Source organism: Janthinobacterium aestuarii, assembly GCF_051380835.1.
GTDB lineage: Bacteria > Pseudomonadota > Gammaproteobacteria > Burkholderiales > Burkholderiaceae_D > Janthinobacterium > Janthinobacterium aestuarii.
In genome coordinates this window covers 177,880-194,770 of sequence record NZ_JBNYXU010000004.1, presented here as the reverse complement: position 1 = coordinate 194,770, position 16,891 = coordinate 177,880, and the positions used below count along the sequence as shown (strand labels likewise).

Genomic DNA, 16,891 nt, shown 5'->3' with positions numbered 1-16,891 from the left:
GCGAAATCGGTGAAGTGGCGCGCTCAAGCCAGCGCATGCAGTTCATAGCGGACATCGACGCGGTCGCGCGCCTCGCCGCCGGTGATCAGAAAACTGTCCCAGCCCAGCCGCCCGCCGCTGCCCGGCACTGCCAGCGCAATGCCCTGCACGTCGGCGGCGCGCAGCACCAGCTGCACTTCGTATTCCAGGGTCAAGCCGGTGAACATGGCGAGCATCTTCTCGAGCGCGAGTGCGGCCGCGCCGCCCGGCAGGAACGCGTCGAAGTGGCAGCGGGCCAGCGGGCCGATGGTCAGCCGCAGGCGCAGGTCGCGCTGCCACACGCGTGCGCCGACCATGGCGGTGGCGCCCAGCAAGGCATTGCTGCCGCCCAGCGTGCTTTGCTGCTCGCGCGGCACGTCGTACCAGCAGCCGACAAACTGGCTGACGGCGATGCGCTGGCCGAAATACTCGGACAGCACCTGGCCGATCAGCACGGCAGACGGCGGCCGGTGGCGCATGGCGGCGGCGAAAAAACCCACCGATTCATCGAGCACGCCCGCACCGTCCCCGGCCAGGCGCTGGCGCAGCGAGGCGCTGCCCAGTCCCGCCAGCGACAGCAGCAGCGGCAGGAACTGGTCCTTGCCGTCGAGCTGGTATTTGAGCTCGAGCCGGTACTTGCGCCACGCTTCATAGAACAGGGCCAGGGCGCGGTTCGAAAACGTGTCGAGGAAGGCGCGCGGCCCCTCGTCCTTTTCATACAACTGGTGCGTGGCGATGCGTTCCGTATAGTGCAGCGGCAGCGCGCCGGCGACGCCGAGAAAGCCCATGAAGGCCGGCGTGACGCGCACGTATTTCAGCTGCCCGCAGCGCAGCGCCGCGCCCAGGGCGCTGGCATCCGTGGCCAGTTCGCGCGGTTCGGGCGCCAGCGCTTCGAGCTGGCTGGGGGCGAAGTCGAGCGAGATGGAATTCTGGAAGCGCAGGAAACTGGCCACCGCATCGTCGTGCGGCAAGCCATTGCGCCTGAGCCACAGCTCCAGCATGCGCACCGCCTGGAAGTACTGGAAGCGGCACGGCTGGGCAAACAGGCGCTCGATTACACTAGGCTCGAATCGCCGCTGCGTGGTTTGCATCGCCACAGCTCCTCTCCTGATTTTTTGGCCAGCACCACCAGTTGCGTGAAGCTGTTCGCATGCACATACAAGCCCAGGAAGCACTCGATCACGTGCGCAAAGGCGTGGATGCCGCTGCCGACGAAGGCCTCTTCGTCTATCGTCAGCCGCACTTCGACGCCGCGCACCAGGCAGGCGAAGGGATTGCCCGGCAGCCAGGCATTGACGGCCTGGTGGGCGATGGCGGTGATGCCGCGGATTTGCCGCTGCGACGTGGCCGAGCGCGGCAAATCGTACAGGGTCAGCATTTCCTGGAACGCTTCCAGGCCGCTGCCGGCCAGCGACAGGTGATTCAGCGACAAATGCGAAATCAGACGCCAGTGGGCGCCACGTCCCCGTTCGAAACGGTGCGACTCGCTGGGTTTGCGCAGCAGGCTGATGCTGCGCACGCTGGAACCTCCTTCGAGGAACAGGTCGCCGCCGTGCAAGCCGTAGGTCAGCTGCGCCGGCAAATCGCGGTTGGTGCAGCTCAGCTCCAGGCTGAGCGTGTCCGTTTCCACCGCGGCGGGGTCGAAATCGATGTCGACGATCGAGATCTGCGTTTCGTAGCCGGGGCTCTTGCCGGCGATGATCTCGTCGCGCCGCATGACCCAGTAGTGGCCATCCCTGGCCGGCGACTCGCCATGGCGCAGCGAATAGAACGGACGGAATTCCACCACGGATTCGCCCTGCGGCGTCTGCCGCACCAGTTTGACCGAGTCGATGGACTGCACCTCGAACGCATAGGCGCGGCGCGCATCGGCCAGCACGGGATAACTGGCGGCCGTGTGCGTGAGGCGGATAGGCTCGCCGCGCTGGCGGAACAGGTTGACCACCGGCGTGCAGCCCAGCAGCAGGTTGTGCGTGTTCATCGTCCCCAGCAGGCGCGCCGTGTTCGAATCGGTGCGCAGGCCGCTCAGCGCCAGGTGCAAGGTGATGCGGCGGCAGCCGGCCGGCAGCGCGGCGCACAACGCGCCGAGGTCGATGTCGAAAAAATTGAATTTCTCGGGAAAGCAGAAATACTCGGTCAGCAGCCGGTAGGCCGGATGCGAGCGGGCGGAAAACGGGATCAGCGCATCGTCCTCGGCAAAGCCGGCGCTGCGCACGGGAATGCCGTCGAGCGGGACCCAGCTGCCGCTGCCGTCCGCCTCGGCGTAGGCTTTCACGGTGCGCATGAACAGGGCGTCGCGCAGCGCCGCGCAAAACGAAGGCTGGCCATCGATGAACACGCGCAGCGAGGCCAGTCCCAGCTGGCCCAGCGCCAGCTGCGCGGCGCTCGACTCGATGGCGATGCTTACGCCCGAGGTGGCATTCGCCGGCAGCAGCACCTGTTCCGGCGCCTCGATGATGGCGCAAAACGCCGCGTGCGTGAGCGCCAGCGGCGCCACCGTCACGGGGTAGGCCGTGCGGAAGGTGCAGGCCACGCCTTTCACGGGACGCGTCGTCAGCTCCGTGCCGCGGGCGATTTCGGCAGGCGCCGTCAACTGCGCCGCCGCGGCGCCGCTATCCATGCGCGCGATCGAGCACGAGGGAAACGGCCGCAGGTAATGCGGGTACAGCACTTCGAACAGCGCTTCGGTAAACTCGGGATAATCATCATCGATGCGCTTCGAGATGCGCGAATTGAGCAGCGCGAACGACTGGATCATGCGCTCGATGTGCGGATCCTCGCACACCTCGCCGCCCATCAGCAGGCGGCCGGCGATCTTCGGGTAGCGCTCGGAAAACTCGCGCGAATAGCGGCGCAGGAAACCCAGTTCGCGCTCGTAGTAGGGCAACAATTCTTCCAAGTTCAGGCTCCCGTGGACGCGGCGCGGCGCCCTTTGCTGATCGTGTAATGCAGGCTGGAAGGCTGCAGGATGGCGTCGAAGCTGACCGGTTCGTGCGCCGCATGCACCACCAGCAATGCGCTGATGGCGAAATTGAGGCGGTTGATCGAGCCTTCCTCGATTTCCAGCGATGCGCGCACCTGGCGCAAGCGCGGCTCGTGGCGGGCGATGGCCTTTTCCAGGCACTGGCAGATATGGGCGCGGTCGTCCGTGCTCGACAGGCTAAGCCCGGCGAAATCGTTCAAGCCGTACGTGATGATCGACTTGCCGCACTCGGGAAAGGGTTTGAGCAGCGCCTCGGGCAGCACGGCGCGCGTGTTGAGCAACGCTTCCAGATCGCGCGCCACGGTGTCTTTCAAATCCTCGAGCGAGAGGCGCGAAACGGTGCCGCTGGAGGCGCCGTGCACGGGCGTATCCATCAGGCGGTCGAACAGGCCCGGCGTAAAACCTTTCATGGGCTTCCCGTTTCATGGGTGGCGTGGACACTGCGGCCGGCGGCCAGGAAAACCAGCGGCGGCGGCGCGCCGCTGGCGTACGCGGTCGGGTACGGTCAAGCCGTCTTGTTGGCCGACAGGTCCCAGCCGCCAGAGGTATTACCGCCCGAACCGCCGCCCACTTTTTGCTGGGTGTACTTCCACTTGACCTTCGAATACTTGAGCGCCAGGTCTTCGCCGAGAATGTCGCCCGCGGCCACCGATGGCGCCACGCTGCTGATCATCACGTTCTCCAGTTCGATTTCGAAGTACTTGATGCGTTCGCCCTGGCCATCGGCGCGCAGGAACTCGAGCTTGGCTTTCGGGATGGTCTTGCCGGACGAGCAAGTTTGCAGCAGCAAGGGGCTGGCGAGATCGGCCATCTTGGCGATGACGATATCCTTGTGCTCGGTACGTTCGGCGGTATGGCCGCCACCCGTCGAGGCGGTCGCCGATTTGGGTTGCAGCACTTGCCACTGGACCGACTTGCATTCGATCCAATCCTTGTGGCTGTTATCCGTGGATTCGCCCTTGATGCCATCAATTTGCAAGTATACGTCGATTGCCATGTTATTCCTTTCAATAGTGTAAAGAAAAATACATTACGATTTGGTCGACTGCGGAAGCTCCGCGACCAAACGGAGTGAAACGGACAATTCGTCCAGCTGGAAATGCGGACGCAAAAAGGACACGGCGCGGTATACGCCGGGCCGGCCCGGCACTTCCGCCACCTGCACCGAGGCTTCGCGCAGCGGAAACTGGGCTTTCTGTTCCTGGCTGGCGTTATCGTCGAGCAGCACGTACTGCGTCAGCCAGCGGTTGAGGAAATCTTCCACGTTGGAGGCGGCGGCAAAGCTGCCGATCTTGTCGCGCATCATGGCCTTCATGTAATGGGCGATGCGCGAGACGGCAAAGATGTATTGCAGCTGCGCCGACAGCACGGCGTTCGCGTTGGCCGCGTCCGTATTGTATTTTTTCGCCTTCTGCGCCGACTGGGCGCCGAAAAACGCGGCATAGTCCGTGTTCTTGCAATGCACGAGCGAAATGAAGCCCAGGTCGCTCAATTCCTTTTCGCGACGGTCCGTGATGGCGATTTCGGTCGGGCATTTCAGCGCCACTTCGCCCTCGTCCGTCTTGAAGGTATGCGTCGGCAAGTCTTCCACCAGGCCGCCCCCTTCCACGCCGCGGATCGCCGCGCACCAGCCGTAATCCTCGAAGGCGGCCGTCAGCTTGGTGCCGAAAGCGTAGGCGGCGTTGCACCACAGGTATTTCTGGTGATCGGTGCCGTCCACGTCCTCGACGAAATTGAAGCCGTCGACGGTGGCGCCATCGAGCGGATTGAACGGCAGCCGGCCCAGGAAGCGGGGCAAGGTCAGGCCCACATAGCGTGCGTCTTCCGATTCGCGCAAGGATTTCCACTTCGCATACTCGACCGTGTCGAATACCTTGGCCAGGTCGCGCGGCTTGCCCAGGTCGCTGTAGCTTTCCAGGCCAAACAGTTCCGGCGACGCGGACGAGATGAACGGCGCGTGCGCGGCGGCGGCCACATGCGACATCTGTTCGATGAAATACATGTCTTCCGGCTGGCGGCTGAATTCGAAGTCCCCCAGCAAGGTGCCGAACGGCGCACCGCCAAAGGTGCCGAATTCCTCTTCGTAGACTTTCTTGAACATGGTCGACTGGTCGAACTCCAGCGCGGTCTGGAAATCCTTGACCAGTTCGCGCTTGGTCGCGTTCATCAGCTTGATTTTCAGGTTCGTGCCGGTGGCCGTGTTCTTCACCAGGTAATGCAGGCCCGTCCAGCTGCTTTCCAGCTTCTGGAATTCGGGTGCGTGCATGATGGCGCTGAGCTGCGCGGAAATGAGCTGGTCCAGTTCGGCCACGCGGGCGTCGATGGTCGCGGCCAGGTTGTTCGACACCACCACCGTGCCATCCATGACCTGGCTGACCAGTTCGGAAATGAGATCCTTGGCGCGGGCGTGTTCGACGCTGGACTTGGCCACCTTGCTCTGCTCGACGATCTGGTCGAGCAAGTCGATTTCGGCGGTGCCGGCAGCGCTCAATGCGGGGGTCAGTTGTGCGGACATATCAATCTTTCCTGACGTGGGAATGTTGTTCCAGCTGGGCCAGTTTTTCCGTGCTGTTGAGCACGTCATTCAGGATGTCTTCCAGCTTGTCGTTGCCGGCCAGCTTGTTGCGCAGGTCGGCCAGCTTGGTGCGCGCCTCGAGCAGCTTGCGCAGCGGCTCGACCTGCTCGACCACCGCTTCCGGGCGGAAATCGGCGATCGAGCGGAATTTCAGCTCGACGCCGAACTGGCCGCCACCGGCGCCCAGTTCATTGGGCACGCGGTAGGTGGCGCGCGGCTCGATGCCCTTCATCACTTCATCGAAATTATCGCGGTCGATATCGACGAACTTGCGGTCCTTCAGGCGCTTCTGCTCGAGTTCCGAATTGCCGCCGAAATCGCCCACCACGCCCACCACGAAGGGCAGCTCCTTGTTTTCGATGGCGTCGCCGATCTCGACGTCGTAGGTCATCTGCACGCGTGGCGGGCGTACCTTTTGCAAGCGCTTCTGCACACTATCTTTTTTCGACATGACATCCCCTTCCCAAATGTTGGCGGCATCGGCGATGCGCCTGTTGAACTGCGGCGTACCTGTGCCTGGCTGGCTACTTCAGGGCATTGAATGGATTGGCGCTGCCCTCATCGGCAGCGCGCTTGCTTGGCTGCTTGCGGGCTTGGCGCACGGGCGGCTTGTCCTGCGGCGGCACCAGCACGGTTTCGCCGAGGCTCTCGCGCAGCAGCTTGGCCAGGTCCTGCGATTCCGCGCGCAGCGGACCGGACAGGTTGTTCTGGCGGCTCAGGTCGGCCAGCGCCCGCGTCGACAGGCGCAGTCCGCTGATGGCGATCACGCTGTTGGCCAGCTTGTCGGCAGGATCGCGCACCAGCACTTCCTGGGCATTGAGGATGGCTTCGCCATATTGGCCCGCATCGTAGCGGCTTTGCGCCATGCGCACCCAGGGCTGCTTGTCGGCGGGCGCGGCGGCGGCGGCCTCCTGCCACAGCGCCAGCGCCGCCGCCTTGTTGCCCGTATCCACTGCCTGCGTGGCCTTGGCCATCAGCGCCTCCAGCGTCGGCGGCGCCACGACGGTTGGCGGTTTGGCCACCGGCGCCGTACTGCAGGCGCCGAGGGCAAAAGCACAGGTGATAACGGCAAGAGTGCGTAGCGAAACCGAGCGTGTCATGTTGAGCGTTCCTTCAAAAAAGAAGACCGTTTTGACGACTGAAAAGTTGCTTTTTATAGTTGTTAATTGTTTATTTTTCGGAGCGTAGCATGATTTGAAAATTTACTGCGTTCAATAGAAAATACGCGAAAACTCACACTACTGAGGCTAAAAACGTACAGTACGCACCATTCCTCAAGATAATGTTAAGGTTCTTGCAGTTGCGAAAAAAGCACCAAGTTGCGCGATGCGAAGCATGTTTTTCAGTCGCCGCCGCGCGCCTCACTGTGTCTGGCATAGAGGGCAATTCATGAGCATGGCAAACAAATTGTTATGGGGCGAAGGCCTGTTCCTGCGGCCCCAGCATTTCCAGCAGCAAGACCAGTACCACGAACAGCGCCTGCACGAGAGCGTCAAGGCATTGCACCCGTATGCGTGGGGGGTGAACCAGCTGCAGATCGACCGCGATGCGCTGGCCAACAACAGCTTGCGCCTGCTGGAACTGTCGCTGGTCTTCCAGGACGGCGAAATCTACAATGCGGCCGGCGGCGATGAACTGCCCGAGGCGCTCGACCTGGGCAACTTGCCGTCGTCGCTGCAATCGGTGACCTTCCATGCCGCCTTGCCGGCCTTTAAGCCATTCGGCGGCAACTTCGCCGCCAGCGGCCAGCCCAACAACGCGGCGCGCTACGCCCAGGCCAATCTCAGCACGCCGGACCTGTACACCCAGGCCGCGCAGGCCGAACTGACCTACCTGAAAAAAACCCTGCGCCTGGTGGCCGATTCCGAACCGCGCGATTCCTACGTCAGTTTCCCCCTGCTGCGCCTGCGGCGCCTGTCGACGGGCGGCTTCGAGCAGGATCCGGCCTTCGTGCCCCCCAGCCTGTCCATCCGCAGCGCGCCCCTGCTGTTCCTGCAATTGCGCCGCCTGATCGACGCGCTGCAGGCCAAGGTCAATGCGCTGTACGGGCATCACCGCGAGCCGAGCAAGAGCGTGATCGAATTCCGCTCGGGCGACATGTCCTCGTTCTGGCTGCTGCATACGGCCAGCGCGGCCTACGCCTCGCTCAGCCACTACTACCATCATCCGGCGCTGCATCCGGAGCGGCTGTACGAACAGCTGCTGGCCCTGGCGGGCGGCTTGATGACATTTTCAAGAAGCCATGCGCTGGCCGACCTGCCGCCGTACCGGCATGCCGATCCCGGCCTGTCGTTCGCCCAGCTGCACGCCATGATCCGCGAATTGCTCGACACCGTGATCTCGTCGAAATACTTCGCCATCGCGCTGACGGAAACCAAGCCGTCCTACCACCACGGCAAGCTGGACTCGGAAAAGATCGACGCCAAGACGGCGTTCTACCTGGGCGTGTCGGCCGACATGGCCGGCGTGGAACTGGTCGACGTGGTGCCGCTGCGTTTCAAGGTGGGCGCGCCGGACGACGTGGAAAAGTTCGTCCTGTCCGCCCTGCCCGGGGTGCGCCTGCAGCACGCGCCGCAGGTGCCGGCCGCCGTGCCGGTGCGCCCCGACATGTTTTACTTCACCATCGAGGCCAAGGGCCAGATGTACGAACGCATGCTGCAGGCGCAGTCGCTGCTGGTGTATGTCCCTTCCGGCATGCGTGAACTGAAACTCGAACTTGTCGCCGTCACTTCCTGAGGTCCAACGATGCATTCCAGCGCTCCTCCTTCCCTAATGTCCGGCGGCCAGGCCGCCTATGCCTCCAGCATGGCTGCCGGTCCAGGCACGGAACACACCTTGATGGACTTGATGTACGACGGTTTTTACGCCCTGTTCATGCTGAAGAACGGCAGCGGGCCGCAAGACAATGCCGATTTCATCAGCAAGATGACGCACTTCCTCGATGAGTTCAGCCGCGGCGCGAAAAAACAGGGCGCGTCGGCGGACGATATCGACGCCGCAAAATATGCGTTCTGCGCGGCCGTCGATGAAATCATCCTGCGCTCGCCCTACAGCATCCGCGACGAATGGGCGCGGCGGCCGTTGCAGCTGGTGCTGTTCGGCGACCAGCTGGCCGGCGAAAACTTCTTCATCCGCCTCGAAGCGCTGCGCGCGCGCGGCAGCGCGCACCTGCAGGCGCTCGAGGTATTCCACATGTGCCTGCTGCTGGGTTTCCAGGGCCGCTACATCCTGGAAGGCCCGGAAAAACTCAACTACCTGACGGCGCGCCTGGGCGACGAAATCGCCCAGATGAAGGGCAAGAAAACCGGCTTCGCCCCGCATGCGGAGCGGCCCGACCAGATCATCCACAAGCTGCGCAACAACGTGCCGCCATGGGTGCTGTGTTCGGTGTTCGCCCTGATCTGCGCGCTGGGCTACCTGGGGCTGCGCACCATGCTGGCCAAGCAGACGGAAGTGCAGATCAATGCCTACAACGACATCGTCAAGCTGGCGCCGCGCGTGGCCAACCTGAGCATTACCCTGCCGTGATGGGCGGCGCACAACAAGCCCCTCCCGCCACGGGCCAGTTCGGCACCGGCTTGAGCCAGCATGCGCGGCTCATCACCCTGGCCACGGCGCAGCAGTCGGGGCAGCCGGAATCGCTGATGGCGGAACAGTTCGAGGGCCGCGAGGCCGTCAATGAACTGTTCCGCTTCGAAGTCGATGCCCTGAGCACCGCGGCCAGCCTGGACCTGGCCTCCTTTATCGGCGAGGAAATGACGCTGTGCCTGCTTCAGCCCGACGGCAGCCAGCGCGCCTGGCACGGCATCTGCACCGATTGCGCCTGGATGGGCGCCGACGGCGGCGTGGCGCGCTACCGGCTGCGCCTCGAACCGGCCCTGGCCCTGCTGCGGCTGCGCCGCGACAGCTATATTTTCCAGGACAAGCATGTGCGCGACATCGTCACCGAGCTGCTGGCCGACTACCCGCAGCTGCGCTTCGAATTCGACGTCAGCCAGGCGCTGGCCACGCGCGCCATCTGCACCCAGTACCGCGAAAGCGACTTCGATTTCTTCGCGCGCCTGCTGGCCGCCGAAGGCCTGAGCTGGCGTTTCGAGCACGACCAGCCTGGCGGCGCGCAGGAAGGCGGCGATGGCCAGGCGCAGGCCAGGCACAAACTGGTGATCTTCGACAGCAAGGCCACGGCGCCGCAGACGCCGGGCGGCGCCGACATGCGCTTTCACGGCGTGCGCGCCACCGATGCGGACGACGCCATCGACCGCTTCGGCGCGCGCCGCCAGGTGCAGTCGAATGCCGTCAGCATCAGCAGCTGGCACCCGGAGCAGGTGACGGCACCCGCCGCCGAGCAAGTCTCCAGCCTGGAGGCCGGGCAATTGCCGCAGCTGGCCGTGTATGACGGCGCCGGCGAGCGCCTGCATGCCGACCGCGCGGCGGCGGGGCCGCACAGCGAGCGCATGCTGCAAGCCCTGGAACTGGACAACAAGCAGTTCGACGGCGCCGGCGCCGTGCGCCGCCTGGCCGCCGGCCACGCCATGCGCCTGCTGCAGCACGGGCAGCATGCCGATGGCGCCAACGCATTCACCGTGCTGTGGGCCGAGCATCAGGCGCGCAACAATGCGGGACCGGCCGGCGCCAGCCTGGGCGGCATGCTGTCGCAGCTGGCCAGGACGGCCGGCCTGGGCGGCGTGGCCGACTGGATCGCCGGCCAGATCGAACCGGGCACCTACCGCAACCGCTTCGGCTGCGTGCGCGCCAGCGTGGCCATCGTGCCGCGCGCCACCGCCGCGCGCGCACCAGCCGTGGCGCTGGGTCCGCAGACGGCGCTGGTGGTGGGTCTGGCCGACAGCGTCGCCACCACGGGCCGCGACCATCAGGTGCGCCTCCAGTTTGCCTGGCAGCGCGGCAGCGCCGCCAATCCGGGCGGCCTGGCGCACAACACCGACCAGCAGGGCAACGCGCCCGGCAACGAGGCGTCCGGCGCGTGGGTGCGCGTGGCCGAAGCGCTGGCCGGCCCGAACTGGGGCTCGCAATTCACGCCGCGCCTGGGCACGGAAGTGCTGGTCGACTTCATCGAAGGCGACATGGACCGCCCGCTGGTCGTCGCCCAGCTCTACACGGGCAGCGACACGCCGCCCTATGCGGCCGGCGAGGATTCGGGCGTCAACCATGCAGGCGTCCTGTCGGGCATGCACAGCCACAATTTCGACGGCGCCGGCTACAACCAGTGGGTGCTCGACGATACCCGGGGCCAGCTGCGCACCCGGCTCGCTTCGAGCAGCGCCGCCACCGAGCTCAATCTGGGCTACCTGGTGCAGCAAGGCGCCAACACGGCGCAACGGGGCAGCTACCGCGGCAGCGGCTTTGAATTGCGCACCGACGCCTGGGCCATGCTGCGCGCCGGCGAAGGCATGCTGATCTCGACCACGGCGCGCGCGCGCCAGGGCGCCGGCGTGGCGTCGAGCCAGCTCGACACGAAGGAAGCGCTGGCCCTGCTGCGCGGTGCCTGTGAACTGAGCAAGACGGTGGCGACGTCGGCTAGCCAGCAAAAAGCCCTCGTCAGCAAGGATGCGAACCAGGCGCAGCTGGACATGGCGGCGCAGATCGACCCGCAGCAGGATGGCAAGTACCAGGCCGCGGTCGGCGGCCAGGAAGCCATCAAGGCGGGCAGCGGCACGCGCGCGCCCGATACGGCGCAGCCCGTGGAACGCTACGCCCAGCCGCTCGTGCTGATGGAGTCGCCCAGCAGCATCAACTGGGCCACGCCCGCTTCGACCGTGCTGTTCGCGGGCCAGCAGCTGCACTGGACGGCGCAGGCCGACCTGCACATGACGGCCGGCCAGACGGTCGCCTCGGTGGCGGCCAACGCGGCCACGCTGTTCAGCCAGGACGGTGGCATCAAGGCTGTCGCGGGCAACGGCCCCGTCTCGCTCGAAGCGCATACCGACCAGCTGGAAATCCTCGCCGATCAAGCCGTCACGGTGATCTCCGTGAGCGACAGCATCGACATCAAGGCCAACCAAAAGATCGTCCTGCAGGCGGGACAATCGTCGATCACGCTCGAGGGCGGCGACATCACCTTCCGCTGCCCGGGCCATTTTACGGTCAAGGGCGGGCAGCATGTCTTCAATGGCGGCGCCAGCGCCGCCGCCGGCCTGCCGCCGTTGCCCGACAGCCGCCTGAAACTGTTCGACGAAGGCTTCGTGCTGAAAGACCGCGACACAGGCGAACTGATGCCGCGCCAGCCATACCGCATCAAGCGCGCCGATGGCAGTATCGAAACGGGCATGACGGACGCCAGGGGCTTGACCCACGTCGTGGCTGCCGCCGCCGTCGAAGCGCTGGTGATCGAACTGCTCAAATCGCCGGGCCAGTTGCCCGAGACGCCGGACAGCCCTGCGCCTGCTCCCGCGCCAGACACGCGCGCCAAGGCGCCAGCGCCCGGCACGACAGCCAAGGTGCCGCCCAAGCCCGAGCCGAAATTCAAGGAAACGGGTATGTCGAGCACCAGCCCCGTCGACAACAAGCAGCGCAAGGAAGTGCTGATCAAGCGTCCCGCCTGCTGGATCGCCGACTACGAAAAGGAGATCGATGTCTCCAGCGTGCCGCGCTACAACAACACTTTCGGCGCCAATGGCGCGCCACATAATTATTTCGATACCGTGCGCTACAAGATCTACGTGCCCGTCAAGTCGAATACCAGCATCATCGCCGAATTGCGCGTCAAGGTGGTGACGGTGCTGTCGGCCGAAGACCAGGCGCTGGAAGACCGCGAGAAAGGCACCCCACAGGCCGCCACACGAGCCAAGCAGCGCGCCGCCGTCATCAAGTACGTCAAGGAAGTCGCCAGGACGGGCCTGGAACAACACTGGAACAATAAATTCCGCATGGAGATCGTCGATCCGGAATGCGGCACGCGCATCCTGCCCATCGTCTACCGCGTGGAGTACGTGGAAAGCAGGGAGCACTACACCATGCAGATCCACAAGCGCTACGACCGCGAAGGCGTGACCGGCACCGTGATCGACGTATCGATGGCCACCAATGGGCAAACCCATGCGCATGAATTCGGCCATTGCTATGGCATACCGGACGAATATTCCTATGTCGACGGCGATGACGAAACCGTCAAGTACATGAAGCCCGACGGCAGCTGGGATGCGCCTGTGCCGGCCCTGGCGGACGGCACGGAACCGGATCCGGCAGTGGCCAACATCATGAGTGCCTACGGCTCCGTGATTGTCCTCAAGCGGCACGGCTGGCAAATCGCGATCGAAGTGCAAGAATTGCTGCGGGCGAAAATAGGACGGAAAATCAAATGCGATATCATCCTCAATGGCTCGTGACCGGGCTGTTTGCAACCTTCCTACACCTCACAGGACACGCCATGCCGAACGACGTACTTTCCGTCAGCGCCCATTGCCTCGACAACCCGGCCTGCATTTTCACGGGCAGCGACATGCGCATCGAAGTCGTCATCAAGAATACCGGCAGCGCGGCCGTCGGCTATCCGCTCGACTACATCCAGCAGCGCGGCCCCAACCTGCGCCTGATCGACAACGTGAGCGAACAAAGCCAGATCCTGAAGACGAGCCTGGCGGACCATGCGCTCAAGCGCGCCTTCACCACCATCGCGCCGGGCCAGTCGGTGGCGCTGCAAACCATCATCAAGCATACGGAGCTGCTGCTGTTCCGCAAGGAATTCGTCGACGTGACGGCCGAAATCGGCGTCTCGGCGGGGATCCGGATCGGGGGCGGCGCCGCATCTGACATTGGCGAGGAAACGTTGCCGTTCAAGGGCGGGACGAGCTTGAAGATTATTGGCAGGGATACGCTGGAGCGGGAGGCGAAGCGGTGATGCTGGCCGTCTGGGTGATGCCGGGGGGACTGCGTGATGCTGGCTGTGGGAGGCGATGCGTAGGCGCTGGCCGCTACGGCTTGAGATGAGGGGACGGCGTTGGGCCGCTGCGCGGCCAACGTGCCGCGCGCAGCGCGGTGGTTGGGCGATTCGAATAGCCTCGCGCCCCTTAGGGCGCTCCGTCTTCGAATCCCACCGTTCCGTCCAGACAAATAAAAAAGCCTCCCGCAGGGAAGGCTTTTTTATTTGATTCTGGCGGAGACGGTGGGATTCGAACCCACGATACAGGTATAAGCCGTATGCATCCTTAGCAGGGATGTGCCTTCGGCCACTCGGCCACGTCTCCTAGCTGATTACTCAACTATGTCTCTGTAGCTAACTGCGCTGCAGCGACGAACGTCATAATATCGATTGCCCTCCCTTTGGTCAAGGGAGTGGGGCAATATTTTTGGATATTTAAGCTTTTTCCAGCTCGAACGCTTTATGCAGCGCGCGCACGGCCAGTTCCATGTACTTTTCATCGATCAGCACGGAGATCTTGATCTCGGAAGTGGAGATCATCATGATGTTGATGCCCTCTTCCGACAGGGTGCGGAACATTTGCGATGCGACGCCAACGTGGCTGCGCATGCCCACGCCGACGACGGACAGTTTCGACACTTTCGCGTCGCCCGTGATGCTGGCCGCGCCCAGCGATTCGCGGTTCGCTTCCAGCACGGCCAGCGCGCGCGCGTATTCGCCGCGCGAGACGGTGAAGGTGAAGTCCGTTTTACCGTCGACCGACTGATTCTGTATGATCATGTCGACTTCGATGTTCGCGTCCGCCACCGGTCCCAGGATGTGGTATGCCACGCCTGGACGGTCGGGCACGCCGAGCACGGTGATTTTGGCTTCATCGCGGTTGAAGGCGATGCCGGAGATGACTGCTTGTTCCATGTTTGTATCTTCCTCAAACGAAATCAGGGTGCCTGAATTGGCTTCTATTTCCAGCGGCAACATCGGGTCGGTCAGCGACGACAGCACGCGCGTGGGCACGCGGTAGTTGCCGGCGAATTCCACCGAACGCGTTTGCAGCACTTTGGAGCCCAGCGAAGCCAGTTCCAGCATTTCTTCAAAGGTGATGGTCTTCAGGCGGCGCGCCTCGGAGACCACGCGCGGGTCGGTCGTATAGACGCCGTCGACGTCCGTGAAGATCAGGCATTCGGACGCCTTCATGGCGGCGGCAATCGCCACGGCCGAGGTGTCGGAACCGCCGCGGCCTAGGGTCGCGATGTTGTCGTGCTCGTCGACGCCCTGGAAACCGGTAATGATGACGATCTTGCCCGCATCGAGGTCGCGTTTGACTTTTTCGTCATCGATCGACTGGATGCGTGCCTTGGTAAAGGCGGAATCGGTCTTGATCGCGACTTGCCAGCCAGCATAGGATACGGCTTGTTTGCCGATCGCCAGCAGTGCCATCGACAATAGGCCGACGGACACTTGTTCGCCTGTCGAGGCGATCATGTCAAGTTCACGGGGATCGGGTTGATCCATGATTTCCTTGGCCAGTCCAATCAGGCGGTTGGTTTCGCCCGACATGGCGGATGGCACCACCACGATTTGATGCCCAGCGTCGTGCCACTTGGCAACGCGCTTGGCGACATTCTTGATACGGTCAGTCGAGCCCATCGACGTACCGCCATATTTGTGGACGATTAAAGCCATAAGAGTGAAGTTTCCGCTCAAGAAGAATAAAAAAGGAGGGCTTTACTCTACATGCCGCAATGCAAAATAACAAGCTAAAAAGCGCATTAGCTCATACCGATTGCGCATATGGAAATAACCAATCCATGCAGTCCAGCTGGCTTGGGCAGCCACTTGCCAGCCACCCCGGGAGTGGCCGTGGTGGCGCCCCTTACGCTCAGCAGGAGACCCAGCGCAAGGCGACGCGGGGACGATCCAGCAGACTCAGGCAATGGCAATCGACGCCAATACCAGCCGCGAACAGCAATTGTTGCGCCGCACAGACAAGGGGCAGGCGTTCGCGCTCCCAGGCGGGCACGTCAAACGCCTGGTAATGGTATTTCAAGCTCTTCGTGGGACGGTTCAAGGCCAGTTTCAGGCGCTCGCCACCCTGGCGGAAATCGATGGTCAAGGTTTGAGCTTGCAACCAGGCAATATCGATACCCTGGCCGCCCTCTTCCACCGCATCGAAATGCAGCACGCCGCCATACGCGGGGAACGCCAGGCTCGCCTCGCCTTGCCATGTAAATTGCTGGCTGGCTTTTTCCAGGCCAGGAATCCCCGCGTCGCTCTTGTCGCGCATGCCGGCGAGATCATCGAGCTTCGGCGTCAGGTACAACCGGTCGCGGTGGCGCCGCACGTGGCATTCGGGATGCGTGACCAGCAATTGCGCATCGGGCCGCGCTTCCAGCAATTGCGCCAGCATTTCCGCCAGCCATGCCGTCGACGGCATGCGCAAGCCGCGCGTGCCGAACCAGTGGCGCAGCAGGTTGTAGCAGCGGTCCGCGCTCAGCGCGCGCAATTTCGCCAGCTCGATGCAATCGCCATCGAGGCACGCCGCCAAATCCTGCGTCGCCAGTTCCGTCAGCAGGCGCTGCGCCGATTGCGCGTGCTGGGCGCTGCGGGCGAAACGCTCCTGGAAACCGGGAAAGGCCTGCGCCAGCACAGGCATCACCTGGTGCCGCAGGGCATTGCGGGCAAAGCGGGGATCATCGTTCGACTCATCGTGGATGTGCGCGATCGCATGTTTTTCCACGTAGCTTTCCAGCTGCCTGCGCGACACGGGCAGCAAGGGGCGCGCCATCACCAGGTCCGGGTTGCCCAGCAGCTCGGGCGCACTGTTGGCGCCATCCATGCCGGACAAACCCGCCGTGCCCGAGCCGCGCAGCAATTGTAGCAGCACCGTTTCAGCCTGGTCATCCTGGTGGTGGGCCGTGAGCAGCAGGCGCGCGCCGTGCGCGGCGCACAACTCGCCCAGGGCCGCGTAACGGCGCTTGCGGGCCGCCTCTTCCGTGCCCGTCTTCGCATTTTTCTCCAGGGCGACCTTGCGCGCCTCGAAAGCGATGCCCATGCCGGCGCATAATTGTTCGCAGTGGGCCAGCCAGGCATCCGCATTCGGGCTCAGGCCGTGGTGCACATGAAAGGCGCGCAGGGCCACGCCGTGCTCCTGCGCCCAGGCATGGGCCAGGTGCAGCAGGGCCGAGGAATCGAGGCCGCCGCTGAGGGCGATGCCGACGGGGCTGCCGGGTGCCGGCGCGCAGGCGTCCAGCGCGCTGGCAAAAATATCGGCGACGGTGGCGGTTTGTTGCTTTTTCAATCAGGACTCCGGGAATGCAAAGAGGGACAGGCTGCTAAACGGATGGTGTCGTTTAGCGGACTGTCCCTGGTATTTTACTGTCTTGTCGGCTTACGTCTTGTCGGCTTACGTCCTGTCGGCTTACGCTGCGCTAAGCCGACC

13 protein-coding genes and 1 tRNA gene are annotated in these 16,891 nt (G+C 63.8%); 4 read left to right on the top strand and 10 right to left on the bottom strand.

The annotated features are described in order from the left end of the window. Positions 1–23: 23 nt before the first annotated feature. From tssG to ACQ4WO_RS13170, 7 genes are all read right to left on the bottom strand, one after another. Positions 24–1,109 (bottom strand): type VI secretion system baseplate subunit TssG, encoded by a 1,086-nt coding sequence (tssG, locus tag ACQ4WO_RS13200; RefSeq protein WP_436481822.1) that lies wholly within the window; start codon positions 1,107–1,109, stop codon positions 24–26. Next, a complete protein-coding gene (tssF, locus tag ACQ4WO_RS13195; RefSeq protein ID WP_436481820.1) occupies positions 1,073–2,917 on the bottom strand; it encodes a type VI secretion system baseplate subunit TssF in 1,845 nt (614 codons plus the stop codon). The genes tssG and tssF overlap by 37 nt, the downstream gene beginning before the upstream one ends. A gap of 2 nt (positions 2,918–2,919) precedes the next feature. Next, entirely contained in the window at positions 2,920–3,411 is a 492-nt protein-coding gene (gene tssE, locus ACQ4WO_RS13190) for a type VI secretion system baseplate subunit TssE (protein ID WP_058047868.1), read from the bottom strand. A gap of 95 nt (positions 3,412–3,506) precedes the next feature. After that, entirely contained in the window at positions 3,507–3,998 is a 492-nt protein-coding gene (locus tag ACQ4WO_RS13185; protein ID WP_035817450.1) for an Hcp family type VI secretion system effector, read from the bottom strand. Between the two features lie 33 nt (positions 3,999–4,031). Next, positions 4,032–5,516: a type VI secretion system contractile sheath large subunit gene (gene tssC / locus ACQ4WO_RS13180; protein ID WP_436481819.1), complete on the bottom strand. Its 1,485-nt coding sequence runs from the start codon at positions 5,514–5,516 to the stop codon at positions 4,032–4,034. Position 5,517: 1 nt separating this feature from the next. Continuing rightward, complete coding sequence (gene tssB / locus ACQ4WO_RS13175) at positions 5,518–6,027, bottom strand: type VI secretion system contractile sheath small subunit (RefSeq protein WP_058047866.1); 510 nt, start codon at positions 6,025–6,027, stop codon at positions 5,518–5,520. A 73-nt stretch (positions 6,028–6,100) separates the two neighbouring features. Further along, positions 6,101–6,676, bottom strand: a complete 576-nt coding sequence (locus ACQ4WO_RS13170; RefSeq protein ID WP_436481818.1) for a hypothetical protein — start codon at positions 6,674–6,676, stop codon at positions 6,101–6,103. A gap of 289 nt (positions 6,677–6,965) precedes the next feature. Here ACQ4WO_RS13170 and tssK point away from each other — a divergent pair, with 289 nt between their 5' ends. From tssK to ACQ4WO_RS13150, 4 genes are read left to right on the top strand one after another with little or no spacing between them, the layout of a single operon-like run. Next, positions 6,966–8,312, top strand: coding sequence for a type VI secretion system baseplate subunit TssK (gene tssK, locus ACQ4WO_RS13165; RefSeq protein ID WP_436481817.1), 1,347 nt, complete (start codon positions 6,966–6,968; stop codon positions 8,310–8,312). Between the two features lie 9 nt (positions 8,313–8,321). Beyond that, positions 8,322–9,104, top strand: coding sequence for a type IVB secretion system protein IcmH/DotU (gene icmH / locus ACQ4WO_RS13160; RefSeq protein ID WP_436481815.1), 783 nt, complete (start codon positions 8,322–8,324; stop codon positions 9,102–9,104). Next, on the top strand, positions 9,104–12,919 hold the full coding sequence (locus ACQ4WO_RS13155; RefSeq protein ID WP_436481813.1) for a type VI secretion system Vgr family protein: 3,816 nt from the start codon (positions 9,104–9,106) through the stop codon (positions 12,917–12,919). The genes icmH and ACQ4WO_RS13155 overlap by 1 nt, the downstream gene beginning before the upstream one ends. Positions 12,920–12,960: 41 nt before the next feature. Then, positions 12,961–13,431 carry a hypothetical protein gene (locus tag ACQ4WO_RS13150; RefSeq protein WP_436481812.1) on the top strand — a complete coding sequence of 157 codons (471 nt, stop codon included), beginning with the start codon at positions 12,961–12,963 and terminating at the stop codon, positions 13,429–13,431. 253 nt (positions 13,432–13,684) lie between these two features. On the opposite strand, the gene ACQ4WO_RS13145 is transcribed toward ACQ4WO_RS13150, so the two are convergent. The 3 genes from ACQ4WO_RS13145 to tilS all read right to left on the bottom strand — a co-directional run bounded on the left by ACQ4WO_RS13145 (position 13,685) and on the right by tilS (position 16,750). Continuing rightward, positions 13,685–13,777, bottom strand: a tRNA-Ser gene (locus ACQ4WO_RS13145). Between the two features lie 110 nt (positions 13,778–13,887). After that, positions 13,888–15,135: an aspartate kinase gene (locus tag ACQ4WO_RS13140; RefSeq protein ID WP_139091271.1), complete on the bottom strand. Its 1,248-nt coding sequence runs from the start codon at positions 15,133–15,135 to the stop codon at positions 13,888–13,890. Positions 15,136–15,331: 196 nt separating this feature from the next. Continuing rightward, on the bottom strand, positions 15,332–16,750 hold the full coding sequence (gene tilS / locus ACQ4WO_RS13135) for a tRNA lysidine(34) synthetase TilS (protein ID WP_436481811.1): 1,419 nt from the start codon (positions 16,748–16,750) through the stop codon (positions 15,332–15,334). Positions 16,751–16,891: the final 141 nt, after the last annotated feature.

Excerpts from the sequence above, each read along its gene's own strand:
- ACQ4WO_RS13155 (WP_436481813.1), top strand. The coding sequence starts at position 9,104 with ATGGGCGGCGCACAACAAGCCCCTCCCGCCACGGGCCAGTTCGGCACC.
- tssK (WP_436481817.1), top strand. The coding sequence starts at position 6,966 with ATGAGCATGGCAAACAAATTGTTATGGGGCGAAGGCCTGTTCCTGCGG.
- tssC (WP_436481819.1), bottom strand. The coding sequence starts at position 5,516 with ATGTCCGCACAACTGACCCCCGCATTGAGCGCTGCCGGCACCGCCGAA.
- tssG (WP_436481822.1), bottom strand. The coding sequence starts at position 1,109 with ATGCAAACCACGCAGCGGCGATTCGAGCCTAGTGTAATCGAGCGCCTG.
- ACQ4WO_RS13140 (WP_139091271.1), bottom strand. The coding sequence starts at position 15,135 with ATGGCTTTAATCGTCCACAAATATGGCGGTACGTCGATGGGCTCGACT.
- ACQ4WO_RS13150 (WP_436481812.1), top strand. The coding sequence starts at position 12,961 with ATGCCGAACGACGTACTTTCCGTCAGCGCCCATTGCCTCGACAACCCG.
- tssB (WP_058047866.1), bottom strand. The coding sequence starts at position 6,027 with ATGTCGAAAAAAGATAGTGTGCAGAAGCGCTTGCAAAAGGTACGCCCG.
- ACQ4WO_RS13185 (WP_035817450.1), bottom strand. The coding sequence starts at position 3,998 with ATGGCAATCGACGTATACTTGCAAATTGATGGCATCAAGGGCGAATCC.
- tssE (WP_058047868.1), bottom strand. The coding sequence starts at position 3,411 with ATGAAAGGTTTTACGCCGGGCCTGTTCGACCGCCTGATGGATACGCCC.
- ACQ4WO_RS13170 (WP_436481818.1), bottom strand. The coding sequence starts at position 6,676 with ATGACACGCTCGGTTTCGCTACGCACTCTTGCCGTTATCACCTGTGCT.
- icmH (WP_436481815.1), top strand. The coding sequence starts at position 8,322 with ATGCATTCCAGCGCTCCTCCTTCCCTAATGTCCGGCGGCCAGGCCGCC.